24 protein-coding genes are annotated in these 23785 nt (G+C 40.9%); 12 read left to right on the top strand and 12 right to left on the bottom strand.

Going from position 1 to position 23785, the window contains the following annotated elements; all coding sequences use genetic code 11:
- Positions 1-79: 79 nt before the first annotated feature.
- Together JZ787_RS00955 and JZ787_RS00950 are read right to left on the bottom strand one after the other, a co-directional pair.
- The gene (locus JZ787_RS00955; RefSeq protein WP_004693924.1) at positions 80-220 is read right to left on the bottom strand and encodes a hypothetical protein; all 141 of its coding nucleotides are present in this window, start codon (positions 218-220) and stop codon (positions 80-82) included.
- 420 nt (positions 221-640) lie between these two features.
- The gene (locus JZ787_RS00950) at positions 641-1573 is read right to left on the bottom strand and encodes a hypothetical protein (RefSeq protein WP_346311434.1); all 933 of its coding nucleotides are present in this window, start codon (positions 1571-1573) and stop codon (positions 641-643) included.
- Positions 1574-1838: 265 nt separating this feature from the next.
- Here JZ787_RS00950 and JZ787_RS00945 point away from each other — a divergent pair, with 265 nt between their 5' ends.
- Together JZ787_RS00945 and JZ787_RS00940 are read left to right on the top strand one after the other, a co-directional pair.
- Positions 1839-2309 carry a YaiI/YqxD family protein gene (locus JZ787_RS00945; protein ID WP_004693920.1) on the top strand — a complete coding sequence of 157 codons (471 nt, stop codon included), beginning with the start codon at positions 1839-1841 and terminating at the stop codon, positions 2307-2309.
- Positions 2310-2322: 13 nt separating this feature from the next.
- Complete coding sequence (locus JZ787_RS00940; protein ID WP_183175291.1) at positions 2323-3234, top strand: EamA family transporter; 912 nt, start codon at positions 2323-2325, stop codon at positions 3232-3234.
- 15 nt (positions 3235-3249) lie between these two features.
- Here JZ787_RS00940 and JZ787_RS00935 read toward each other — a convergent pair whose 3' ends face one another.
- Positions 3250-3819: a PilZ domain-containing protein gene (locus tag JZ787_RS00935; protein WP_176537472.1), complete on the bottom strand. Its 570-nt coding sequence runs from the start codon at positions 3817-3819 to the stop codon at positions 3250-3252.
- Between the two features lie 24 nt (positions 3820-3843).
- On the opposite strand from JZ787_RS00935, the gene JZ787_RS00930 reads away from it, so the two are divergent.
- From JZ787_RS00930 to JZ787_RS00920, 3 genes are all read left to right on the top strand, one after another.
- Positions 3844-5079: a lipoprotein-releasing ABC transporter permease subunit gene (locus JZ787_RS00930; protein WP_004980646.1), complete on the top strand. Its 1236-nt coding sequence runs from the start codon at positions 3844-3846 to the stop codon at positions 5077-5079.
- Positions 5072-5755: a lipoprotein-releasing ABC transporter ATP-binding protein LolD gene (gene lolD / locus JZ787_RS00925; protein WP_346311433.1), complete on the top strand. Its 684-nt coding sequence runs from the start codon at positions 5072-5074 to the stop codon at positions 5753-5755. The genes JZ787_RS00930 and lolD overlap by 8 nt, the downstream gene beginning before the upstream one ends.
- A gap of 287 nt (positions 5756-6042) precedes the next feature.
- Positions 6043-8328, top strand: a complete 2286-nt coding sequence (locus JZ787_RS00920) for a DNA internalization-related competence protein ComEC/Rec2 (RefSeq protein WP_346311432.1) — start codon at positions 6043-6045, stop codon at positions 8326-8328.
- Here the strand turns inward: JZ787_RS00920 and JZ787_RS00915 are convergent.
- On the bottom strand, positions 8228-9217 hold the full coding sequence (locus JZ787_RS00915; RefSeq protein ID WP_218287932.1) for a lysophospholipid acyltransferase family protein: 990 nt from the start codon (positions 9215-9217) through the stop codon (positions 8228-8230). The genes JZ787_RS00920 and JZ787_RS00915 overlap by 101 nt on opposite strands.
- A 127-nt stretch (positions 9218-9344) precedes the next feature.
- Here JZ787_RS00915 and sppA point away from each other — a divergent pair, with 127 nt between their 5' ends.
- Positions 9345-10364, top strand: coding sequence for a signal peptide peptidase SppA (gene sppA, locus JZ787_RS00910; RefSeq protein WP_346311431.1), 1020 nt, complete (start codon positions 9345-9347; stop codon positions 10362-10364).
- Positions 10361-11161: an alpha/beta hydrolase gene (locus JZ787_RS00905; RefSeq protein WP_346311430.1), complete on the top strand. Its 801-nt coding sequence runs from the start codon at positions 10361-10363 to the stop codon at positions 11159-11161. Before sppA ends, JZ787_RS00905 begins: the two co-directional genes overlap by 4 nt.
- Before the next feature lie 53 nt (positions 11162-11214).
- On the opposite strand, the gene purN is transcribed toward JZ787_RS00905, so the two are convergent.
- Both purN and purM read right to left on the bottom strand, forming a co-directional pair.
- On the bottom strand, positions 11215-11844 hold the full coding sequence (gene purN / locus JZ787_RS00900; RefSeq protein ID WP_346311429.1) for a phosphoribosylglycinamide formyltransferase: 630 nt from the start codon (positions 11842-11844) through the stop codon (positions 11215-11217).
- A gap of 5 nt (positions 11845-11849) precedes the next feature.
- Entirely contained in the window at positions 11850-12920 is a 1071-nt protein-coding gene (gene purM, locus JZ787_RS00895) for a phosphoribosylformylglycinamidine cyclo-ligase (RefSeq protein WP_058869323.1), read from the bottom strand.
- 132 nt (positions 12921-13052) lie between these two features.
- On the opposite strand from purM, the gene cxpE reads away from it, so the two are divergent.
- The 4 genes from cxpE to JZ787_RS00875 all read left to right on the top strand — a co-directional run bounded on the left by cxpE (position 13053) and on the right by JZ787_RS00875 (position 19358).
- Positions 13053-14273, top strand: a complete 1221-nt coding sequence (gene cxpE / locus JZ787_RS00890) for a chloramphenicol efflux transporter CxpE (protein ID WP_218287930.1) — start codon at positions 13053-13055, stop codon at positions 14271-14273.
- A gap of 15 nt (positions 14274-14288) precedes the next feature.
- A complete protein-coding gene (hda, locus tag JZ787_RS00885) occupies positions 14289-14993 on the top strand; it encodes a DnaA regulatory inactivator Hda (protein ID WP_346311428.1) in 705 nt (234 codons plus the stop codon).
- Positions 14994-15115: 122 nt separating this feature from the next.
- Entirely contained in the window at positions 15116-16921 is a 1806-nt protein-coding gene (rbtA, locus tag JZ787_RS00880) for a rhombotarget A (RefSeq protein ID WP_346311427.1), read from the top strand.
- Positions 16922-16937: 16 nt separating this feature from the next.
- Positions 16938-19358 carry a CSLREA domain-containing protein gene (locus tag JZ787_RS00875; protein ID WP_346311426.1) on the top strand — a complete coding sequence of 807 codons (2421 nt, stop codon included), beginning with the start codon at positions 16938-16940 and terminating at the stop codon, positions 19356-19358.
- Positions 19359-19435: 77 nt separating this feature from the next.
- On the opposite strand, the gene JZ787_RS00870 is transcribed toward JZ787_RS00875, so the two are convergent.
- From JZ787_RS00870 to JZ787_RS00850, 5 genes are all read right to left on the bottom strand, one after another.
- Complete coding sequence (locus JZ787_RS00870; RefSeq protein WP_058869328.1) at positions 19436-19840, bottom strand: DUF3106 domain-containing protein; 405 nt, start codon at positions 19838-19840, stop codon at positions 19436-19438.
- On the bottom strand, positions 19830-20147 hold the full coding sequence (locus JZ787_RS00865) for a hypothetical protein (RefSeq protein WP_010326405.1): 318 nt from the start codon (positions 20145-20147) through the stop codon (positions 19830-19832). The genes JZ787_RS00870 and JZ787_RS00865 overlap by 11 nt, the downstream gene beginning before the upstream one ends.
- A complete protein-coding gene (locus JZ787_RS00860; protein ID WP_346311679.1) occupies positions 20144-20758 on the bottom strand; it encodes an RNA polymerase sigma factor in 615 nt (204 codons plus the stop codon). The genes JZ787_RS00865 and JZ787_RS00860 overlap by 4 nt, the downstream gene beginning before the upstream one ends.
- A gap of 161 nt (positions 20759-20919) precedes the next feature.
- Positions 20920-21696, bottom strand: coding sequence for an RNA methyltransferase (locus JZ787_RS00855; protein WP_004693884.1), 777 nt, complete (start codon positions 21694-21696; stop codon positions 20920-20922).
- 51 nt (positions 21697-21747) lie between these two features.
- Positions 21748-22722, bottom strand: coding sequence for a class 1 fructose-bisphosphatase (locus JZ787_RS00850; RefSeq protein WP_004980616.1), 975 nt, complete (start codon positions 22720-22722; stop codon positions 21748-21750).
- Between the two features lie 181 nt (positions 22723-22903).
- On the opposite strand from JZ787_RS00850, the gene JZ787_RS00845 reads away from it, so the two are divergent.
- Positions 22904-23104 (top strand): NF038105 family protein, encoded by a 201-nt coding sequence (locus tag JZ787_RS00845; RefSeq protein ID WP_004980614.1) that lies wholly within the window; start codon positions 22904-22906, stop codon positions 23102-23104.
- A gap of 59 nt (positions 23105-23163) precedes the next feature.
- Here the strand turns inward: JZ787_RS00845 and pal are convergent, their stop codons facing one another.
- Positions 23164-23733: a peptidoglycan-associated lipoprotein Pal gene (gene pal, locus JZ787_RS00840; protein WP_346311425.1), complete on the bottom strand. Its 570-nt coding sequence runs from the start codon at positions 23731-23733 to the stop codon at positions 23164-23166.
- Positions 23734-23785: the final 52 nt, after the last annotated feature.

The following is a 23785-nucleotide window of genomic DNA, read 5'->3' as shown; positions in this document are numbered from 1 at the left end:
TATGGCGTAGCAGATATTATTAGACATAAAAAAACCAACAAAGTTGGCTTTTTTGAATTGGGCTGCGACGTGAAATCAGTTACAGGATGAACTGATGTAAGAAGTAGGCAGAAATCATCATGCCTAACACAAAAAACATGCACGAATAAGCGTCAAGCTGATAACGCTTTTCTAATTGATGTTCAACATGCTGTATATTTTCTTCTTGCATAATTTTCATGGAAGTTTTTATTCCGATTTAATTATCGTTAAAATCCTATTGCATGTTTGTATTTTTAACATAAAAAAATGCTTAAATAAAGTACTAATTAAAAATAATCAGATCTCCACTATACATAATCACTTAAATATTCAAGTTTATGCTCTGTTAACCCAGAAGCCAGTAGCTATCAATAACTAACTATCTGAAAGTCATAGAACTTAGGATTTTATTATTCATCGTTAAAATAAGATAATTGAATTTAAAACTGTGGATAAAAGTTCTTTTAAATGAATTTAAAATAGCAAGAGATAATAAAATATGTGGATAAGTTTTATACAAATGAATTCAAATTAAAATAAATCGTACTGATATAAATAAAAAAGCCAACGCAGACTATACATCGATCTTGCATAGTTTACGTTGGCTTGTTTTTATAAATTATTGATTTAATGCATAAATGTTGGCTTGAATCCAAATATTGCCGCGAATGTATTGTCCAATATTAAAGTTGGCGTACTCTGGATTTTTAGTGGCAATACGAATCAGTGTTGCAGGTTGGTTGTCTTCATGAATCAAGGCAACATCAAGCAGAGTGTAGTCTTGTTCCATAAACTGCATATTGGTTTTGCCCACAATATTCCCTTGGAACCATGCTTCATCTTCCTGACCGATCTTTTCGCCGTACAAATAAGCGACCATTTTTGAAAAATCAACAGTCACAGGTTCTTTGTCATCATCCGACTTTGCTTCCCATGCATCAATCTGTTCTTGTAGGTTTGCAGGAGCAATGCCATTGTTTGCTGCCAAAATATCGTTCAAGGCACGATGATGTTTAATCGATGCCGGGTCATCAACCACCAGTTGCTCGTGTTCTGCGACCGCTTCTAGTTCATATGCCCATGCATTGAGATGTGCAATATAGGTTTGGTCTTTTTGGTATTGAGCATGATTGACACTATATAAGCTGTCATAAGCGTAGACGATGCTGTTATTGCCTAAGTTTAAACGTAAAACGGCTTGTGTGTTGGATTCACTGCGAATGATGCGTTCAACCACAGCAGACACTTTATAGGGGCTATTAAAACTTGGAAATGCAGTTTTAACAGCCTTGGGTTTATTGTCTTCAACCGCGATGACTTGAGTCAGCTGAACAGCCGCTTGACTTGGACCTTGAATGAGCCAACAACCCGCATCCATATCTTGTTCAGTCTGGCATAAACCCATCGGCATGATTGGTGCATTTAAAGCTAAACCTAACCATTTAGGGACATCTTGTGCAGGGTTATCTGTGAGTAAATTCCAATGCTCGACGTGGCTACCAAAGTTTTGGTCATCAATGGTGATTATTTCTGGACTATTTTGATTGTTCATATGCACGATTGAATGAGGTTATATATCCCTATTAAATCGAGGGTTATTTCTATATTTCAAGTCCTATATTCTATTTTTACTAGAAAATCATCAAAAAAGACTAAAGCCTTACTTTATTTGATAGACAAAAGAACAAAGTATTTTCATCTGATACTTAAAAAGTATGAAGCGAGCTTTGTATAGGTGATTTTGAGCGATTTTATCTATTATGCTCAAGCACTGAGTTTGTTAGACTAAGGTAGTTTCTTTTGTTTATGGATGTGCAGTGCTGCCATTTAAACTCTGGGTCGATGCAGATGCATTGCCTAAAATTTTACGTGAAGTGATTTTACGTGCTTCAGATCGTTATCAGCTTGAAGTGACCTTTGTGGCCAATCAAAATGTCGGGATTACGCCTTCCGTTCGTATAAATTCAATTCAAGTGATGAGTGGGGCCGATGCCGCGGATAAAGAAATCATCGAACGCATGAAAGAGAATGATATTGTGATGACACAAGACATTCCGCTGGCAGCACAGGTGATTGAAAAGGGTGGAATCGCAATTCACCCACGTGGTGAAATCTATACTACCGCTAATGTCAAAGCCCGCCTACATTTACGTGATTTTATGGATTCATTACGTGGAGCAGGTGTAAACACGGGTGGGCCACCACCTATTTCTGAGCGTGATAAACGCGAATTTTCTAGTTCTTTAGACCAAACCATTCAAAAGCAAAAACGCAAAACTGCCATTTAGCATTGAGCTGATTATGTCTTCTAAAGCCAATCTGATGGCAACCTATGGATTATTGGTTTTTATTTGGTCCACAACGCCTTTAGCGATTGTGTGGAGTGTGACCGATTTACATATGCTGTGGGCGTTGGTATTACGTTTTTTCATTGCGCTGCCTTTGGCTATTTGTTTGTTATTGGTTTTAAAGCGACATTTCCCTACCGATAAAGTTGCTTGGCATAGTTATTTGGCTGGTTCTTTTAGCTTGATTGGCTCGCAGTTTTTTACCTATGTGGCGACCAACTATATTAGTTCAGGCATGATTGCATTGATGTTTGGCTTAGCACCGATTATGGCAGGGTTGATCGGGCGTTTTTACTTTAAGACTTATTTGAGTGCGATGCAGTGGCTTGGAATGTGTATTGCACTGTTGGGACTTGCGATAATTTGCCTTGCAGGTACAGCACAGCATGTCCATCCGTTTGGGATTGGACTGATGTTACTTAGTGTATTTTCTTATGCAGCCTCTATTTTCTGGGTGAAAAAAGTCAATGCGAATATTGAACCCGTTGCACAAGCGACAGGTTCAATTTTGGTGTCGACATTGGCGGCTATATGTATTGTGCCTTTTATTTGGCAGCATGCACCGCAGCAAATGCCCGATTTGAAAACTTGCTTGGCGCTGCTATATACGGTCGTCATGGCGTCATTGATTGCGATGTTCTGTTATTTTAAATTGGTACAGAAAATTCAACCTACGACTTTATCGCTGACTACCGTTATGACACCGATGATTGCTTTATTTATAGGTGCTGTGCTGAATCAAGAAAAACTCTCGATGATGGTGATTTTGGGTGCAGTGGTTTTACTGTCAGGTTTGTTTGTTTACTTTTATAAAGATCTTCAGGCAAGTCGGACACTTGCCCAAAAGTTAAAAAGCCAAAACTAGTCCAAGGTTCTGGCTTTAATGATCTTCGACAGCCAAAGAAATACAGTCGGCCAATTTGACACGATCTTGCGGGTGCAAGGTAATAAAGTATGCTCCCGTGCGGCACTTGCCATTTTCCTCTTCATTGCTGTACACCACTTGTGCAATCGCTGCAATATGGAAGAAGTTTTCAGGGTGGCTCAAGGTTAAGTGGATATAGGTACCATCTTGAATTTGTTTTTCGCTATAGAAACTCAAACCACTTTCAGAAAAATTCACATGTTCAGGCGTAGGTAACATGGTTTGTACAATTGTGTCGTACAAAGACCCCGTGATCAGGTTTAATTTCTGGTTAAATAGGGATAAGATTCGAGCAATTTGTTGATCTTTTTCAGATAATTGTTCTAATTCGTAGTTTAGTGCATGATCAAATTGATCTAATTCTGCGAGTAGTAGAAAATAGCGCGGTAAAACAAAATTAGGATCGTAAGGGTCATTCAGGGCAACATCATCAGAAATGATCTGATAGTTAATTCTCAAGGCCGCATCGATTCGTGACATCACACGACGTTCTGGTTGAACGTTTTGATGCTGTAAATTTTCCATAATTATGACCTCGGACTAGATGGTATGTTTAAACCAATCTCGCTGTATATAGGGTTGAGATATACTCGCGCACGGCGTAGCAACCACTTTATTTCTTTTATTGCACTGGTTTCGATGATCGGTCTAACACTGGGTGTGGCTGTACTTATTACAGTCTTATCTGTAATGAATGGTTTCGACCGAGAGTTGAAAACACGTGTACTTGGAATGATACCTCAAGCCACTGTTTCTTCAACACAAATTTTAACAGATTGGCCTGAACTTGCAAAAAAAATTGAGACAAAGGAACACGTCACAGGCGTAGCACCGTTTACTCAATTGCAGGGGATGCTTACGGCACAAGGCCAAGTGGCTGGAATTATGGTCACGGGGATCGAACCTCAATATGAAAAAAAGGTTTCGATTATCCAAGACCACATGGTTGAAGGTGGTATTGATAACTTAAAAAAAGGTGAGTTTGGTATTGTTTTAGGCAAACAAATGACCGATGCCTTAGGTTTAGGTTTAAATGATAGTGTGACTTTGGTTTTACCGGAGGCAACACCATCACCAGCGGGTGTGGTACCGCGTTTTAAACGTTTCAAAATTGTGGGCATTTTCAGCATTGGTGCTGAGGTCGATTCGATGATGGGCTACATTGCCTTGAATGATGCATCAACGTTGTTACGCTTACCTGATGGCGCGCAAGGCATTCGCTTGAAATTGGATGATATTTTTGCAGCACCTAAAGTAGCTGATGAAATTGTGATGGATCTGCCAAGTGGTTTTTATGCCTCGAATTGGACCTATACTCACGGCAATTTGTTTAGTGCGATCCAAATGGAAAAGGCCATGGTGAGCTTATTACTCTTCCTGATTGTCTTGGTGGCTGCATTTAATATTGTGTCGTCCTTGGTAATGGTCGTGACCGATAAAAAATCGGATATTGCCATATTACGTACCCTTGGTGCTTCACCTGCAACCATTACCCGTATTTTTATGGTTCAGGGCACGATTATTGGTGTGATTGGTACGGTATCGGGCGCGATTCTCGGCATTGTTTTCGCTTCTGGAATTAGTGGCTTTGTGGGTTGGTTAAACAACGTGATGGGACTGCATCTGTTTGATGCCTACTTCATCAATTACTTACCATCATATTTAAGATGGCAAGATGTATTAACTATTGTGTCATTGTCTTTAGTTTTAAGTTTCCTTGCAACTATTTATCCTGCAATGCGTGCTGCAAAAATCCAACCTGCGGAGGCATTACGTTATGAGTAAAATTGTTTTAGAAGCGCAAAATATTGAAAAGCATTTTACCGATGGTAAGTCGACTGTTGAGGTGATTAAAGGTCTCTCTCTACAAGTTAAAGCAGGTGAATTTGTCTCGATTGTGGGGTCGAGTGGTTCGGGTAAAAGTACTTTGTTGCATGTCTTGGGTGGTTTAGACCGTCCGAGTTCGGGCCAAGTGTTTTTGCAGGGCAGTCGTTTTGACAGTTTGAATGAAGCTGAGCGTGGTTATTTACGTAACCAACACTTAGGTTTTGTTTACCAGTTTCATCATCTGTTACCTGAGTTTACAGCTTTGGAAAATGTGGCAATGCCACTGATGTTACGTCAAGGCACCAACTTTAAAGATGTACAAAAGCAAGCCGAATATTTACTCGAACGTGTAGGATTGACGCATCGTTTAACCCATAAACCGGGTGAGCTTTCAGGCGGGGAACGTCAACGTGTTGCATTAGCGCGTGCATTGGTGGCCAAGCCAGCATTAATGATGGCAGATGAACCGACAGGCAACTTAGATCGTAAAACAGCAAGCAAAATTTTTGAGCTGCTGATGGATTTACGTCTGGAGTTCAATATGGCGATGTTGATCGTGACACATGATGAACAACTGGCTCAGTCCGCCGATTCTATTTTGCATATGCAAGATGGTCTTTGGGTCAATGATTAGGCTAAGTGCCGACAAAAATATGAGATAAAGCCACTATCTATTGAAGCCCACTTCGGTGGGCTTTATTATGGCACCAATAAAAAAAATAACTGAATAAAAGAATGAAGCTTTTATATGCTGCTGCTTGGATTGTAGGAATTGCATTGATGGGACAGAGCGTCCCCATTCTAAATCACCTTTTTTACCCAGCGCTGATTTTAGTCATCTTACTTTTGCCGTTACAGCTTTTTTTCTTTAAGCACAAACACGCCCTTATTTTGCAGTTTATATGTGGACTGATTTATTCCATGCTGTTTTTAACTGCGGGATATCATTATGCACAATCGGCATTGCAACAGCGTCTAGCCTATAAAGAAACAAAAGTTGAAGATGCTGAAGTCATTGTTTATATCGCGAAAATTAACCAACTGGGTGCTGAGACCATTCAGCAAGAAATACAGGTCTTGAACCGACATGTGCAACCAGTGCAGTGGTTGGGTTTTCAAAAAAGGATCTCGGATGAGCAAGTGGTCTTGGAACTTGGGAAATACTACCGACTGATAGGGGAAATACGTCCTGCGCATAGTTATGCGGTGCAAGGTGTATTCGATGTTGAGCAGTGGTATCTGCAACGTAATCTCATGTCGGGTTTTAAACTCAAGCACATACACCCCTTGTCTGAGTCAGAAATTTCTGCATTAGGCTATACCCATTATTTAAGAAAACAGCAGGGTGTACTCAATAAAATTCAACTGGGTATAGAACAACAGCGCTTAAACATTCGTCATTTTATTTATAGCCAGCCTTTAAGCCATAAGGGCTTAATTCTAGCACTCCTGACTGGGGATGAAAGTTTTTTAGATAAGGAGACGACAGCACTTTTTCAACGCTTTGGCATTAGCCATTTATTAGCGATTTCTGGGCCACATGTGCTGATCTTTGCCGTGATGCTGTGTTGGCTGTTACAAAAGGTGCTGAATCGTTATTGGCCACAGATTTTTCTAAAAATCCCACGACCTTATGCATTGTTACTGCCATTTTGTTGCTGCGTATTGCTGTATTGTGCCTTTGTTGGTTTTGAAATTCCTGCACTTCGTACTTTACTCAGTTGTTTCTGTTTAAGTGTGTTGATTTTGCTCAGACAGAAAATTTCAGCTTTGACGTTACTGTTATTGAGTGCATCACTTCTTTTACTGTTTGATCCTTTTTCAATTCTATCAGCGGCCTTTTGGTTGTCCTATGGTGCGTGCTTTGTGCTTTTACGCATTTATCAAACCACGATTCGGCTTGATTTGACTCGCCCGCAGTCTTGGCAGAAAAAGCTCGTTTTTAGCCTAAAACTTTTGGTTGATTCGCAGTGGAAAATATTTGTGGCTCTGATGCCTTTGGTGATTATTTTCTTCAAGCAAGTCTCATGGGTGAGTCCAATCAGTAACCTTGTCGCTATTCCATTGATCAGTTTGTTGGTTGTGCCACTGGAGGTTTTGGCAGCATTTACTTTTTATTTTTTTGAACCGCTAAGCAGCTTTTTGTTTCAGATGGCGGACTGGGTGCTGGTATTTTTATTGGGCATACTCAATGTACTGGATGCGCTACTACCGATTAAGTTATACCCGATTGCTCTCAATACTTGGCAAGTCATTTTACTGATTGTGCTTTTAATCATTGTTTTTATGCCCAAACCGAGCCTACCAAAATCATGGCTGGTACTAGGTTTGATTCCTTTGTTGGGGTTTAGCAGCCAAAACCATCCTTTTGAGTTGGTCGTACTGGATGTCGGTCAGGGACAAGCGGTGTATATGCAACATGGGCAACAGCATGCCATGATTGATGTTGGGGGCTCCTATGATGAATCGAAGTTTAGCGTTGCTAAGCAGATTATTCAGCCATTTTTATCGAAGCAAGGCGTGAGCCAATTAGATCAGCTGATACTTACACATTTGGATCAAGATCATAGTGGAAGCTATGCCACATTAAAAAATGAGTTGTCGATCAATCAAGTTTACTCTAATCAGCAATTGGATGTGGCAACGATGTCAAACTTTAACTATTGCCAACAAGGTCAGATCTGGCGCTGGTCTGAACAAGTAGAAATCAAAATTTTGTCGCCGAAAGCCAATCAATTGGCACAAGTGCCGTATCAGCAAAATGAGTTATCTTGTGTGGTCTATATACAGGTGAAGCATGTACAGCCTTATCAATATTTTCTGCTTATGGGAGATGCAGGCTGGCAAACCGAGTTTCAATTATTACAGGATTATCCAAACTTAAAAGTTGATGTATTGATCTTGGGTCATCATGGCAGTCGACATAGTTCAGCCTATGCGTTTTTAAAACATTATCAACCGAAATTAGCAATTGCCTCAGCAGGGTTCAATAACCGTTATGGACATCCAAGTACAGTAACGCAAACTCGTTTGAAAGCTTTAAATATCCCACTCTTAACAACAGTAGAGCAAGGTAGTATCGGTTTTATTGTGCAGCCTACAGGGATTATTGAACTGACGACACAACGTCAGACTCGACAGTGGTTGCAGTCGACTGAATCTGTTGTTCCATACGCAGTTGCTCTAAACGCGTCACAGCCTCATTAAAGGGAAGGTTATACAGTGCTCGAAGTTTGGGATTGGCTTTAAAGCGCTTATAGGTCCAATGATAATGCTCTGGGTGACGACGAATCAGGTCTTCAATGGCTTGGTGAATGACGAAGGTGCCATCATTGGCTGTACCTTGATAAATACTTTCACTGATTTCTTCAATGTACATATCAAAGCCATCGTCATTACGAATAGCATAGAGCAGTAAAGCCTTGGCTTTGGTTTTTTGAATCAGTTTGGCGCTCAGGTTACTTGAAGCCAAAGGAAAGCCAAAATAAGGAATCATTTCCCCGCCTTGTTTTGGGGTATGATCGGGTAGAATTACAGTCGTCCCCCCTTGTTTGAGTGCCTTAAAAATTTGGCGCACCCCTGATTCATCGGTCGGGACAAGATGAGCGCCTTCACGGCTGCGTGCCTCACGAACAAATAAGTCAGCGCCAGGATCCTTAACTGGCTTGTACATAATGGTCATTTCAGTAAATTGGGCGACATAACTATTCATAATTTCCCAAGTCCCAAAATGAGGTACGATTAAGACTAAACCTTTTTTAGCAGCAAGCGCCTCATGTAGTAAATGTTCGCCATGTATTTTTTGGACGCGTTCAATATTTTTCTGATTGCTTGAACCCCAAATACTAAAAAACTCAAAATAGGTGGTCAGTTCATTACGTACTGCTTGCTTCGCAATCACTTCGCGTCGCTCATCACTCAGCTCAGGCAGCGCAATTTTTAAGTTGAGTCTGAGAGCATCATTGTTTTTACTGATTTTTAAAAGATTGACTAAGCCTGCTAAACCTTTAGCAAAAAAACGTGCAAATTTAATAGGTTGTTTGCTTACAAAACGCAGTAAACGATAAGTCGAGTTTTGCTCTTGTGCTTTAGTCATTCTTTAGAGTCAATGGTACATGTGGATAAAAACATAAAATATTATAGGCTAAAATAAACGGTTTCGACAGTTTTCTACAAATCAGTGTATATAATGAGGGCAATTTTATTCAAGTTTGGATTGTTATATGTCCGATTGGCCACCAAAACCAGAAAATGAAACGCCGAAACAACTGCCTGTACATGAACAGCCGACAGGAAACGAATGGAAACTTTTAGAGAAAGCAGTTTTAGCTTCAGTTGAAGAACAACGTCGTGCACGTCGCTGGGGTATCTTTTTCAAATGTCTAACTTTTGCCTACCTTTTGTTTATTCTGATAGCCATGACCAAGAGCTGTTCGACCAGTGGTACGGATGCAACTGCATCTAAACATATTGCTGTAGTTGATATTGTTGGTACCATTGCCGCTGATGAGCAAAGCGTAAACAGTGATGACACGATTAAGTCATTAAAGAAAGCTTTTGAAAATAAACAAAGCCAAGCGGTGGTGCTCAATATTAATTCACCGGGCGGTTCTCCGGTTCAGTCGGATGAAATCTGGCAAGAAATTCAATATTTGAAAAAAGCGCATAGCGATAAAAAATTGTATGCGGTGATTGGTGATACAGGTGCATCAGGTGCTTATTATATCGCATCTGCTGCGGACGAAATCTTGGTAAATCCTTCGAGTTTAGTGGGTTCAATCGGTGTGATTATGCCGAACTATGGGGTGAATGGTCTCATGCAAAAACTGGGTGTTGAAGACCGCACCATGACCTCTGGTCAAAACAAAGCTTTATTATCAATGACACAACCCGTTAACCCTGCGCAGCGTGCACATGTTCAAGGTGTACTTGATAATGTACATGAGCATTTTATTAATGCTGTGAAACAAGGTCGTGGCAAGAAGTTAAAGTCGAACGATCCTGCACTCTTCTCAGGTCTTTTCTGGACAGGGGATCAGGCGGTAAAACTGGGTATTGCTGATCGTATTGGTAATTTACATACTTTAAAACGTGAACTAAATACCGATAAAGCGATGGATTATACGGTGGTAAATAGCCCACTAGATGCTGTATTAGGCCGTTTAGGTGCATCTATGGGAGCTGGTTTTGCATCTTCACTTTCAAATCAAATGCAATCTGAACAGACCACGAAACTCCAATGAAACCTTTAATTCATTTTGCGCACGCCAATGGAGTGCCTTCTAAGGTCTATCAGAAACTATTTGATTTACTGTCAGATCAGTATGATGTGATCTATGTCCCTTTATTAGGGCCAGATAAAAACTACCCGATTGATAACCATTGGAAAAGCTTAACTCAGCAAGTGATTGACAGTATTGTTCGTCAGGCGCAGGGTCGTAAAGTGATTGGTTTAGGACATTCATTAGGATCAGTGCTGACGTTTCAAGCAGCGTTACAGCGTCCTGAGCTATTTCAACAAGTCATCATGATAGACCCGCCTTTGATCATGGGCAAAGCCTCGTTTGCATTACACTTTGCGAAGATGTTGAAGTTAAAAATGGTCGATACTATGTCTCCAGCAGCGCTATCTTTACGGCGTCGTGACCATTGGGAGAGCCGTGAGCAAGCAGCTGAACTTCTACGTCCAAAAGGCTTTTATAAAGACTTTGATCCAGACTGTTTTCAAGCTTATATTGACTATGCTTTAACGGAAGATCGTGTCCGTGGCGGTGTTGAACTTACGATTGCAAAAATGGATGAAGTTCATATCTTCAGAACCAATCCTTCTTTATGGTGGCTACCTCAGGGCAAACCACAAGTGCCGATGCATTTAATGATTGCTGAAAAAGGTCCTTTTATTGGTCCAGGTTTTCCACAAATAGTGAAAAAGAAATTTGGCATTCCTTATCAAATCGTTGAGGGAAGCCATATGTTTCCTTTAGAGCGACCAGAAGAAACGGTTGCTTTGATTAAGATGCTGATTCAAGAAAATGTTTAAGAGTACTTTTTAGCAACCATCAAAAAACGCCTCCTTGGAGGCGTTTTCTATTTTCAAAATTTGCAAAACTGAATTGGCTCGTGCATCAAGGTGTCGCGGTACAGAACACCTTGGTCTGTATGCTGAATCGTTTGTGTACAAATCCACTCTACCACTTGCGGGTAGATGATATGCTCAAGCATATGTACACGCTGAGCCAAACTGTTCACACAATCATGTGAACTGACTTTTAGTACACCTTGTGCTAAAGCTTGACCTGCATCGAGTTCAGCCGTCACATAGTGCACGGTACAGCCATGCAGTTGATCGCCAGTATTTAGTACGCGCTGATGGGTATGCATACCTTTGTAATGCGGTAGAAGAGAAGGGTGAATGTTGATCATTTTCCCTTCCCAAGCACTGACAAATTTCTCACTTAAAATACGCATAAAGCCAGCAAGAACCACCAAGTCCACATTCCAATCAAGCAATTGTTGATGCATGACATCATCAAAGGCTTCACGATGAGGATACTGTTTGTGCTCAATGACTGCTGTTGCAATACCTACATTTTCAGCACGCTGTAGCGCATAGGCTTCAGGTTTGTTGGAAATCACACCCACAATTTGCCCTGACAGATTGGCATCAATCAAGGCTTGAAGGTTTGATCCACTTCCTGAAACCAGAACAGCAATTTTAATCATATGGCTTAAGCGAATATCACGCGGATTTTTTCGTCTGCGCCTTCAACTGACTCAGCATTGTCAGCGATATGTCCCATAGTGAACGCTTTTTCACCAAGGCTATTGAGTCGTTCAACTGTTTTGTCCGCATCAGCAGCATCAACAACTAAGACCATGCCTACGCCACAGTTGAATGTGCGATACATTTCAAACTGTTCAACACCACCTTCACGTTGAAGAAGTTTAAACAATTCTGGCCATTCCCAAGATGCTTCATTCACAACAGCTTGAGCACCATTCGGCAATACGCGTGGTAAGTTACCTGGTAAACCACCACCAGTAATGTGCGCCATTGCGTGTACATCAACTTCTTTTAAAAGTTGAAGAATAGGCTTCACGTAAATACGTGTTGGTTCCATTGCAACATCAGCAAGTGGACGACCATCAACGATTTGCGTCAAGTCAACGTTTTTCACGTCTAAAATTTTACGAAGTAGAGAGTAACCGTTTGAGTGAGCACCACTTGATGCAACACCAATTAAAACGTCACCCGCTTTGACTTTAGAGCCATCAATAATTTTGCTTTGCTCAACTACGCCTACACAGAAACCTGCCAAGTCGTAATCTTCGCCTTCATACATGCCCGGCATTTCGGCAGTTTCACCACCAACCAATGCGCAACCAGCAAGTTCACAGCCTGTACCAATACCAGTAACTACGTTTGCAGCTACATCTACATTAAGATGGCCAGTTGCATAGTAGTCAAGGAAGAATAATGGCTCAGCGCCACATACAAGAAGATCGTTTACACACATTGCAACCAAGTCTTGACCAATCGTGTCATGACGGTTCAAATTCAATGCTAAACGTAATTTTGTACCAACACCGTCTGTGCCAGATACGAGAACAGGTTCTTCATAACCTTTAGGGATTTTACAAAGTGCACCGAAGCCACCTAATCCGCCCATTACTTCAGGACGAGTAGTACGCTTCGCGACAGATTTGATACGATCGACTAACGCGTCGCCCGCTTCAATGTCGACACCTGCATCTTTGTAGCTTAAACCAGTGTTTGGGGTAGAAGTTGAGTTGCTCATAATGAAGTCTCCGCATTCGCGGGGCGATTATACCTGAATATACGAAACACATATGTTATTTCTGCGCTAAAATGTTATCTTTACTAAAATATTTTTCTCAATAACGATTAAATCTGACAAAGGCGAGATTGCATGCAAGATCGTACACTTAAACGTATTTTTATTTTGGCAGGAATCGCGCTCATACTCTGGGTGCTGTATCTACTTAAGCCTGTTGTTTTACCTTTTATTGGTGCATTTTTAGTCGCATATCTATTTAGTCCACTGGTCGATAGACTGCATAAAATTGGCTTACCACGTTGGTTATCTATTAGTGCTGTTTTTATCGGTATTGGCGTTGTCATTACATTGGCATTTTGGTATTTGGTTCCACTAGTGTGGGAACAGTTGATGTATGCAAAGAACAGCATTCCTTCAGGTATACATTGGGCAAATTATAAATTCCTGCCTTGGTTATCTGACAGTTTTAATCTGGTCCCAATGGAATTGGATGTTGATCAGATTTCAGCTGCGATTATGGAATATGTACAGACCAACTATAGTGCTGACAGTATTCAGGCTATGATTGCCAAATTGGCTCAGTCTGGACTGAACTTCATTCAGATTGGTGGTACTGTTGTGCTGATCCCAATTATTGCATTCTATTTCTTATTGGACTGGGATCGCATGCTGGACAGTTTCCGTCGTCTTATTCCACGGCGATATGAAGAACAGACCTTAGTGATTGTTAAAGAGTGCCATAGCGTACTTGGTGCTTTTGTCAAAGGTCAGTTTTTGGTCATGGTGCTCTTGGGTGTGGTCTATGCAATGGGCTTACAGTTGATTGGACTTGAAGTGGGCTTGATTATTGGAATGGTGGCTGGGCTGTGCAGTATCATTCCTTACTTAGGTTTTGCTGTTGGGATTATTGCTGCAGTGATTGCAAGTTTATTCCAGTTTGGTATTGATTGGATGCAATTACTCTTGGTTGGCGTAGTCTTTATGATTGGTCAGGCGGTAGAAGGCTATATTCTACAGCCGTTCTTGTTAGGTGATAAAATTGGTTTGTCTCCAGTTGCTGTAGTATTTGCAGTACTGGCTGGTGCTCAATTGGGTGGTATTTTAGGAATGTTAATTGCATTGCCTGTCGCTGCTGTGATTGTGGTCTTATTAAGACATGCACGTGAGTTTTATGAAAACAGCCCAATGTATAGTACATCTACTTATGTTGTGCAAGATTCATCAGCGGGTTCAATTACGATTGAAACCGATCAAGTCGATGTTGATATTGAACTAAAAAATCAAACGGTAAAAGCTCAGCAAGCATCTGAAAATTCAAGTAAGATTGATCAGATAGACCATAAAGAAATTTAGGATACACAAACCAGCATGCGTCAATTGCAACTAGATATTGAACCCCAACTCGATGCCCGAATTAGTGATTTTTCTGGGCCGGGATGGGGGCCTGTTATCGATGCGATTCGTCAGTTACATGCAGGTTTAATGAATCGTTTTTATGTGTATGGCGGTGCAGGTTCTGGAAAAAGCCATTTACTTTCAGCAATTTGTGATTCTTATTTAGATGTAGGTAAAACAGCGATTCAGGTTTCACTACTTGAGTTGCTGGATGCGCCAACAGAAGCAATCACCTCTTTAGAGCGTTTTGACCTTGTCGCTTTAGATGACATTGAAGCCATAAGCGGTGTGCCGCATTGGCAGAAAGCGGTTTTTCACCTGATCAACTACAATAATGAAGAAGGCGGGCAGTTGGTGTTCTCTTCTCGTGTTGCGCCGATTGAATTAAAACTTGAACTACCCGATTTACAATCTCGCCTGACGCAAGCTGTAAGTGTGAAAGTACCAAATGGAAGTTTGTATGCCGATCGTTTTACATTGGTGATGTCGGTTTTATCGCGTCGTGGGATTCATATCGATCAACAGATTATTGATTATTTACTCGCACATGGGCCACATCAAACCTCGGTATTATTACAAAGTTTAGAACAACTGATTCAACTGCTAAAAGGTGAGAAAACCAAACTGAGTAATGCAAATCTCAGACAAATTTATGCGCTAATTGACGAATATCGGTAAATCATAATATTACTTGAGAAATTGTCCGAGCTGTGACAGAGTACGAAAAATTGTTAGATATTGCAGGGATTTTGCAATCTAAGAATAAAAAGAAAAGATAAAATAAAAGCAAGGAGATCGTTATGCTCAAGAAGAGCATAGGTGTAGCTACGCTATTGGTGGCGAGTCATGCCTATTCGGACAATATTAAGGTGACCATCACTGACGATATTGTCAAAAATGACACGGAATGTTCACTTCGCGAAGCTATCGACTATATTAATCAGGGTATGCCTGAGGCGGGTTATTATGGCTGCGGGGGCAAAGATGCGATTTCCACCGTCATGCTTGAGAAAAATAAAACCTATTTGCTAAATACCCATCTTGCGATCAAAAAAGATTTAACACTCAGAACAAGTTATGACAGTTCTGTGGGGGAAGAAACTGTTCAGGGTTTAAGTAATGCCATCTTAAAAATGAATGGTTCTGACAACTTATTAAGGGTTGATAATGCTGAGAATGCTTTAATTCGTGTGTTAGTAAAAGAGGTTACTCTACAGGGCTGTGCGAAAGACTGCGGTGTGAATCAAGGTGGTTTAATTTATAACAATGAATATTTAGGTCTTGAATACGTCAAATTAACAGGTGGTTTTGCAGGGCAAGGGGGTGCGATTTACAATGTCGCAACCTTGCTCGAAGATGGTACCAGTCGTAGTCTAGTTGAAATTCGCTCTACTCTGGTTGAGCAAAACCAAGCGGCACAAGGTGCTATTTTGTATGGGGACGCGCCTTCTTTTCGGATTTATAATTCAGTTTTCAAAGAAAATAAAACAACAGATGCAAGCAGTGCCAATATTTACTCTGTCAATAATGCAGCTGTTAAAGAAGATACAACCTTATCCAGTTTAGCATCACGTCTGGTCAGTAGTACCTTTGTGAAAAATACAGGTTATGTCGTTAATGTTCGAGATGGCATGGCTTTGAATAACTTAACGGTGGTGGGAAACAGTAAAGGGATTTATTTCAATCCATCTACAAACTTGGCTTATCTGGCCAATAGTATTGTTTTAGGGAATGCCGAAAATACCATCACACAAAACTGTGCTGGGGATTTAAGTAAAGCAGTTCTTCAGAACAACTTAGTCACAGAAAGTGACTGTGGCAGTGGTGCGAGCTATTATCCGAATGAGTTTTGGTCTGGCGCTTTGATTGCAGGCAGTGATGTGGTGGGTGAGTGTAAAACCATGTCTGCAGATGCTGACAGTTTATTGTGTCCTTATATTGTTCCCAACCAAAAATTTTTAGGCTATATCCGTCCACGCATTTTAATGAGTCAGACACATTGGTTAGATTCTCCAATTGTGAACAAGGGTAAAGTCGTTGTAAACACAACGGATTCTTTAATTGGCTGTGAAAATTCAGATCAACGTGGTGTGAATCGAAATACGAATAATACCTTTTGTGACCGTGGTTCAATCGAGATTGAGGTCCCAACGACCATTAGCTTAATTGGTGAAGATCTGATTGCGGGGCAAGTAGCTAAACTTTCAGTTGCAGATCTGCTTGGCGATAGTGATTTACTGTCCAAAACCGAATGTGCAAGCTTGTTCAAATCGGCTAAAGCGCCAAACGGTGAAGAATGGCAGCCGGGTTGTATGCGGGTGCAGCAGACGCAAACGGTATCCAAAGGCAAAGTGGTGATTGATGAACTAGGAAATATTACTTACACGCCAAATGGAGCATGGCATGGTGCTGATATATTCAGGTTACAGCTGGTCACAACCACGACACGTTTTGATGAACATATTCCGTTCGTCGAAGTGAATGTACAAATTGTACAAGAACCGCAAAATCATATGGAAAGTGACAAAATTAAAACCTCTGGGGGAAGCGCGGGTATTCTGAGCTTACTGGGGTTATTTGCTTTAATTTTGCTGCGTCGAAAATAAAAAGAAAAGGGCAAACATGAAACACTTTAAAAAAGGATTATTGAGTGTCATGGTGGTAGCTGCTATGACATTAATGGCTGCAGAAGATAGAACAATTCATGTCAACACATTTGAAGATGAAGATAATGTAAACATGAATCAATGTTCACTCCGTGAGGCAATCAAAACAGCCAGCTTAAACAAGGCTTATGGTGGCTGTAGTGCTGGGAATACGGGTTCAGGTCAAACCGATTATATTCAGTTAGAAGCTGGGACGTATAAACTGAATAAGGAAATTGTTCCCGAGTCTAAAGTGGTGGTTTTTGGGAAAAGCCCATATTTAGATCGTGAAAAAAATCCCATCACTTTTAAGTATCCTGCCCTAGGTGAGTTGACTTCACGGATTGATGCGGGTGGAAAGTCACGTTTATTTAATACCATTACTAAGACCAGTTTGACGCTAGAGAATGTCATTCTAGAAAATGGTTATTCGGCAGATGAAGGCGGTGCTTTACTGGTCGGTGGAGCATTAACCTTAAATAATGTACAAATTCTAAACTCAAAGTCCGATAAAAAAGGTGGAGCACTCTATCTCGTTGGTCCTGGTGAGCATCAGGTGACTGTAAATAATAGTGTATTGCAAGACAACCAAGCGACTGTGGGTAGTGTTCTTGCAATGCAATGCTATGCAGGGCTGTTGGATGTAAAAACGAATATAGAGTTTAGAGCGAATAGTATTATTTCAAATGGTCAGGTATCGAATCTGAATACATTTGATTTTTGTGGTAATCCAAAAGTTGCTATGGCGAATAATACGATTGCAAAAAATACAGCAAATTCGACAAATGGAAGCATTATTTATGCCGTCAATACCCGAGAACATAATCTGAGTCTTGAAAGTAGTTTCTTATTTTCAAATAACACCATTGTAGAAAACAGTGCAGCGAGCGTTTTGGATTATGATGATTTTGGTATGAAGTCGTTGTATTACAATGTGCTTGCATATAATGGAAATACATCATGCCGCTATGTCGGTTCTCAGACACTATCCGACAAATATGATGCCGGTGTGACAGCAGGTTACAATGCGTTTGATACGGTGACCAGTCAGTGTGAACTGGCAGCAAGTGCACGAATACTCGATGGTACGACAGATACTAATATTGATGTGAAAAATGTGGCTATAGGAAGTCTACTCAGTTCCTTAACTTCGCCATCAAAATATAATTTATTCCGCCCGATGTATTTCCCGAAAGTGAATAGTGGAGGAGTTGATTTACTCGATACCAACAGTAAATTAAGCTGTAATGATAGTGACCAGCGTGGTCTAGACCGTATTGTCGACGGAACATTGATGTTAGCACCTGCGGAAGCTAATAGTTGTGATATTGGATCGGTTGAGTTGCGTCGTTTAGCAGCAGCGGATATTGCTGATTTGAAAAATACCTCACAGGCAGAACGTCTGCAGGCGTATGAGAATAATATTAAGGAATTAGAAGAATTAATCGCCAATAAAAACACCAATCCAGACTTTTTGGTCGAGTTTAATGAAGAGTTAAAGCGTTATAAGGAACTTCTAACTGCGACAAAGTTACATCAAAAATATCGCGCGATTTATGTCGATCCCTTCCAGTTTGTTTTGCAAGATGAGGCTGTGGTCAACACTGCTGATGGAACGTCGGCTTTAAAAGAAATGAACACTGAGAATTATACCATTACTGAAACTCAGGTATTAGGTGTAGGTGTTCTCAGCGCCAAAGATGGCGTGCTTGATACATCAAAACTCAGAGCGGACCCAACTTTACGCTGTGAGTGGAAGGATGATTTAAAACAAATCATGATTTACCGCACCGATGGTAAGCCTACAACCAGCACAGAATATGTCTATTGCCAATATAGTGTGAAGAGTAAGGCTACGCAGGCAACATCTTCGGGTATTTTAAAAGCGGAGTTTAGCAATATACAACCGATTGCCAAAACGGATGAATACACCCTGAATTATGGTGGAACTTTAAAACTCAATGTAAATCCACTGGCAAATGATAGTGATGATGGTGATGGGCCAATTAGTACAGTCGCGGCAGAACATCAGCGTCCAGCATTTCACCGTGATGCGAATGGAAAGGACCTTGCTATTCGTATAGTACGTCAGGATGCAGGCATTAATATTAAGCCAGAACGTACAGGTTCTTGTCCGGGGGAATATGAAAAATATGTATGTTATGGTGGGAATATTGAAGTTGAAGTCCGCAATAATTTCAGTCCATTCCCTTATGAAATTGAATATGTGATCTATGATGCAGAGGCTGAAGAGTCTAAATCTGCGATGATGTATTTTACGAACACTGCTAAAAATACCAATACGGAAGCGAGTGGCGGTGGTGGTGGCTCAATGGGTGGTCTTGGGGTGCTTGGATTGTTGTCATTTGCGTGGTTTAGACAACGACGAAAAATATAAATGTAAGCATAAAAAAATGCCTCACATGAGGCATTTTTTATTAGCGTTTCTATAGTATTTATATTCGGCTAGGCATCTTAATGTGTAGCAGTGTTGTTATGGATATATTTATTGATATATTCATTACGAATATTCACGCGTTCATCTGCATCTGCTTTTTGCATGCGTACACGTAAATCACGTCGTTCTTGGGTGCTCATCTGTTGCCAAGTGTCACGCATTTTTTGCTTTTCTTGCTCAGGTAACTGAGTAAACCAGTCCATACGTTGTTGCAGGGCTGCACTTTGCGCATCGGGCAGTTCTTTTAGTGACTGGTAACGTTGAATCAACGCACGCTGTTCTTCTTCAGACAACGATTCCCATGTTTCAGACACTTGGGTATCTGCATCTTTAGAAAAAATCCAAAAACGATCAAAACCTGCAAAACTGGTTTGTAAAAAACCTAGCGTGCAAAGTGCGAAAGCGACACGTTTAGCTGCCATGTGGAACAGTGTCCTCACCTAAAACCAATAACATTTCTAAATCTTCAACCATTTGAGGTGAAAGTTTAGGAGTTGAAACCACTTGGTTATGTGGCTTTTCATCAAGGGTTATAGAGTTCGGAAGTACGACAAAGCCAGCAATAGCCGCAGCTAAAGCAAAACCAGACATTTTCCAAAGGCCATAACGTGAGGACTTTTGATCTTGAATGTCATCAAGAACATGTTGCATCACCACGGGTTTGTTTTTGTGGTGTTGCGCGAGCCCATCAAGTTTGGAGGTTACTTGCTTTAAGAAATCATCTTTCATTCGGATGATCCTCCTAGATGTGGATTCAAATGTGCGAGAGCGTTGCGTAAGCCTTGAATCGCACGGTAGTAATGAGTTTTAACGCTGCCTTCAGAGCAATTCATGATTTGCGCAGTGGTTGCAGTATCAAAACCTTCCCATGCACGTAACATAAATGCTTGCTGCTGACGAACAGGAAGATCAGCAATAGCTTCTTGAATTTCATCCGCAGTGACAGCTTGACTTAAAAAGTCTGAAGGATTCAGCGCTCTTTCATCGACCACCTCATTGACTTCAAAATCGTCATCATCAAGACTGACTTTTTTAAAGAAAGAAAACGGTTGTGCTCGACGTGCTTCTTTACGACGCCAATCCTGTAATTTATTGGTTAAAATGGTATAGAACAGGGGATACCATTCTTCTGTAGATCGATCGGAATAAGATTTGTGTAATGAAATAAAAGCTTCTTGCACCAAATCCATGGCGATACCTTGCTGGTTTTGGGTGGCACTTTCCATCATTACTAACGCACGACCAGTCACTTCCTGCATGAAGTTTTTTAGGCGAGACTCGGCGGTACTCTTAAGAGTACTAGAATCTTGCGTTTTAGACTGTTTGGGTGCTAAATCCATAGAGATGGAAAATCCTGTCATCGGATACCCACCATTATTTCCTCGATCATGTGCCTATAACGTTGGAAATAATGGTTTGGTTGACAACACAAGTAATTATTTTTTCTAGTGTAATCTATTTTTTCTGCTGAGCCGACTTTAGTTAATATAACTTAACGATTTTAAAGTCGTTGTCGTACCATTTCAAAAAAGCAGATAGAACCCGCAATAGCGACATTGAGAGATTCTTGGCCACCGGGCTGCGGTATGCTCAGTGCTTGAGCATGTGCCAAAGCAAAGTCAGAAACGCCTTGGCCTTCATTGCCTAAGATCCAGACACAAGCTTGTGTTAAATCTTTTTGATATAAACTTTCAGCCTGATGTGAGCTGGTCACATACACTGGAATTTCAAAGCGTTCGAGTACATCTTCGATGGCAACGTTTTCATAGGTGTTGAGTGAGAAGTGTGCACCCATGCCTGCGCGTAATACACGTGGTGACCAGAGTGCAGCAGAACCTTTGGTACAAATAACTTGCTTAATACCCGCTGCAGCAGCAGAGCGCAGTAGTGTACCTACATTGCCTGGATCTTGAATGTTTTCCAAAATCAAGGTATCCAAGCTAAAGTCTACACTTTGGCTTGAACTTGGTAAGTCTACAACTGCCAAGAAGGGCAAAGTGGTTCCTAGTGTGCTTAGGTCACGATATAGGCTTTCAGCAATGACAAAAACAGCACCCTCATATTCATCTAGAATATCGCAAATATCAGGGTGTTCGAGTGCATTTTCAGTGGTGAAAATAGAATTGAGTTTCTTCTTTTTTTCAACCCAAGCTAAGCCTAAGTGTGTCCCTTCAAGCACAGTTTGACCTTGCTTTTTACGGTAGCTACTTTGCTCTATTAAACCGCGGAGATGTTTAATCTTTGGGTTGTCTTTTGATTCAAGGAAAATAATCGACATGGAGGAGACTCATGCGCATAACGCGTCAGATGGCTATGCGCATTTAAAAAATTAGTTGTGGTAGCCAGTCACTAAATCGACTTCGTTTTTAGAACCAATAATCACAGGGACACGTTGGTGTAGGTCAGTTGGTTGGATGTCTAAAATACGAACGCGACCCGTTGTAGATGCACCGCCAGCTTGTTCAATTAGCATACTCATAGGGTTTGCTTCATACATTAAACGTAGGCGACCTGCTTTTTTCGGATCTTTGAGGTCGTATGGATACATGAAAATCCCGCTACGGCAAAGAATGCGGTGAATGTCGCCCACCATACATGCAACCCAACGCATATTGAAGTCTTTCTCACGCGGACCTGTTTTACCTGCGAGAAGTTCTTCAATATAACGTTTTACAGGGTTTTCCCAGTGGCGTTGGTTTGAAGAGTTAATAGCATATTCTTTGGTATCTGCTGCCACTTGAATATTTTCAGAGGTGAGCAAGAATTGTTGAGTTTCTGGGTCAAAGGTAAAGAATACTGTGCCAGCGCCGACTGTTAATGCCAACATGGTTGATGGGCCATAAAGTACATAACCCGCAGCAACTTGCTGGTTGCCTGCTTGCATAAAGTCTTCAGCTTGTGTCACTGCATTTTTTGCAGGCAAGATTGAGAAAATAGTACCCACACACATATTGATGTCGATGTTGCTTGAACCATCAAGTGGGTCAAATAAAACTAAATATTTGCCATTTTCTTGAGCTGGCGTGAATTCATCCAATTCTTCAGACGCTAAGCCACCAACTTGTGGGTGGACTTTTAGAGCATCAATCAAATAATCATTTGAAATCACATCCAGTTTTTTCTGTTCTTCGCCTTGCACGTTTTCATGCTGCGCGCTACCTAAGACACCAGCTAAAGCACCTTTTTGTAAAGCTTGATCGATGGTTTGGCAAGTAGCAGCAATGGTGCTAATCACTTGTGCCAATTCAGGCGTAAGATTTCCCGTTTGTTGTTCTAAAAATTGGGACAGATTGAGATATGACATAAGGGGGAGGACTCCACTAAAACTTGAATACGTAACAAAATCAACATTGCGCTATATTTTAGTCGAGAACGAGACAAAAGAACAATTAAACTCGACTATTTGCTGCGATTTTACCCTTGCAAGTCTTGTGGAAAGTGCTATGTTGATGGAAGGAATATCAGGTAAAAATAGGAGCACAACAATGACAACGCAAAAATTTGATGCGACTCCAACGCCGAGCGAAGGGATTAACTTAGATGATATTTCAGACGATAGTGTGAAAAAAGCGTGGCAAGACTACGAAGCAAAGGCTGAGTATAAAAAGTTCAATAAACATGACATGATTGAATCTATGCAACATGCTGAAGAATCTGATGAAAATCCTAAGCCTGAACAAGTTTAAGTCATAAAAAAGCGCTCATTGAAAGGAGCGCTTTTTTTATTTCAGTTGTGATACCAGCATTATTTTAAAAGTGGTGGAACTGCTTCGTAGTTAATTTCTACGCGGCGGTTTTCTTTCCATGCATTATCGTCATGGCCTGCATTGATTGGCATTTCTTTACCGTAACTAACTGCTTCAAGTTGGTTTGGACTCACACCTGTGGTGATTAAGAAACTTTCAACCGCTTTGGCACGGCGTTCACCCAATGCCATATTGTATTCACGTGTACCGCGCTCATCAGTATGACCTGTTAACGCCACACGCGAATTTGCATTTGCCATTAAGAACTGCGCATGAGCTTGTAGCGTTTGGTAATCATCATTGCTGAGGTCGCTACTGTCGTAGTCAAAATGCACAACGCGTTTTGCTAAAAATGCTTTGTTTGCTTCAGTCACGCCTTTTGCTGATGCACCTGCAAGATTTTGCGCATTTAAAGCAGCATCTTCACTTAGACCTTGAGTATTGACTGTGGTTGAACCATTTGGGTTTTGGCCTGCTTCAATTGTTGCAGCAGGTTTACGGCTCGCACAACCTGTAACTACAAGAGCAGTCGCTAAGATTGGAAGGGCTAAAAGTTTGATCGATTTCATTCTTCATCTCCATGAAAATTGATGATTATTAAATGACTAGTCATTAAAAAAG

Origin of the sequence: Acinetobacter sp. BWR-L5 (assembly GCF_039655985.1) — a bacterium.
GTDB lineage: Bacteria > Pseudomonadota > Gammaproteobacteria > Pseudomonadales > Moraxellaceae > Acinetobacter > Acinetobacter johnsonii.
Note: the sequence above shows the minus strand (reverse complement) of the source record. Positions and strands in the feature narration are given on the sequence as shown.

Excerpts from the sequence above, each read along its gene's own strand:
- JZ787_RS00955 (WP_004693924.1), bottom strand. The coding sequence starts at position 220 with ATGAAAATTATGCAAGAAGAAAATATACAGCATGTTGAACATCAATTA.
- JZ787_RS00950 (WP_346311434.1), bottom strand. The coding sequence starts at position 1,573 with ATGAACAATCAAAATAGTCCAGAAATAATCACCATTGATGACCAAAAC.
- JZ787_RS00940 (WP_183175291.1), top strand. The coding sequence starts at position 2,323 with ATGTCTTCTAAAGCCAATCTGATGGCAACCTATGGATTATTGGTTTTT.
- JZ787_RS00935 (WP_176537472.1), bottom strand. The coding sequence starts at position 3,819 with ATGGAAAATTTACAGCATCAAAACGTTCAACCAGAACGTCGTGTGATG.
- JZ787_RS00930 (WP_004980646.1), top strand. The coding sequence starts at position 3,844 with ATGTTTAAACCAATCTCGCTGTATATAGGGTTGAGATATACTCGCGCA.
- lolD (WP_346311433.1), top strand. The coding sequence starts at position 5,072 with ATGAGTAAAATTGTTTTAGAAGCGCAAAATATTGAAAAGCATTTTACC.
- JZ787_RS00920 (WP_346311432.1), top strand. The coding sequence starts at position 6,043 with ATGCTGTTTTTAACTGCGGGATATCATTATGCACAATCGGCATTGCAA.
- JZ787_RS00915 (WP_218287932.1), bottom strand. The coding sequence starts at position 9,217 with ATGACTAAAGCACAAGAGCAAAACTCGACTTATCGTTTACTGCGTTTT.
- sppA (WP_346311431.1), top strand. The coding sequence starts at position 9,345 with ATGTCCGATTGGCCACCAAAACCAGAAAATGAAACGCCGAAACAACTG.
- JZ787_RS00905 (WP_346311430.1), top strand. The coding sequence starts at position 10,361 with ATGAAACCTTTAATTCATTTTGCGCACGCCAATGGAGTGCCTTCTAAG.
- purN (WP_346311429.1), bottom strand. The coding sequence starts at position 11,844 with ATGATTAAAATTGCTGTTCTGGTTTCAGGAAGTGGATCAAACCTTCAA.
- purM (WP_058869323.1), bottom strand. The coding sequence starts at position 12,920 with ATGAGCAACTCAACTTCTACCCCAAACACTGGTTTAAGCTACAAAGAT.
- cxpE (WP_218287930.1), top strand. The coding sequence starts at position 13,053 with ATGCAAGATCGTACACTTAAACGTATTTTTATTTTGGCAGGAATCGCG.
- hda (WP_346311428.1), top strand. The coding sequence starts at position 14,289 with ATGCGTCAATTGCAACTAGATATTGAACCCCAACTCGATGCCCGAATT.
- rbtA (WP_346311427.1), top strand. The coding sequence starts at position 15,116 with ATGCTCAAGAAGAGCATAGGTGTAGCTACGCTATTGGTGGCGAGTCAT.
- JZ787_RS00875 (WP_346311426.1), top strand. The coding sequence starts at position 16,938 with ATGAAACACTTTAAAAAAGGATTATTGAGTGTCATGGTGGTAGCTGCT.
- JZ787_RS00870 (WP_058869328.1), bottom strand. The coding sequence starts at position 19,840 with ATGGCAGCTAAACGTGTCGCTTTCGCACTTTGCACGCTAGGTTTTTTA.
- JZ787_RS00865 (WP_010326405.1), bottom strand. The coding sequence starts at position 20,147 with ATGAAAGATGATTTCTTAAAGCAAGTAACCTCCAAACTTGATGGGCTC.
- JZ787_RS00860 (WP_346311679.1), bottom strand. The coding sequence starts at position 20,758 with ATGGATTTAGCACCCAAACAGTCTAAAACGCAAGATTCTAGTACTCTT.
- JZ787_RS00855 (WP_004693884.1), bottom strand. The coding sequence starts at position 21,696 with ATGTCGATTATTTTCCTTGAATCAAAAGACAACCCAAAGATTAAACAT.
- JZ787_RS00850 (WP_004980616.1), bottom strand. The coding sequence starts at position 22,722 with ATGTCATATCTCAATCTGTCCCAATTTTTAGAACAACAAACGGGAAAT.
- JZ787_RS00845 (WP_004980614.1), top strand. The coding sequence starts at position 22,904 with ATGACAACGCAAAAATTTGATGCGACTCCAACGCCGAGCGAAGGGATT.
- pal (WP_346311425.1), bottom strand. The coding sequence starts at position 23,733 with ATGAAATCGATCAAACTTTTAGCCCTTCCAATCTTAGCGACTGCTCTT.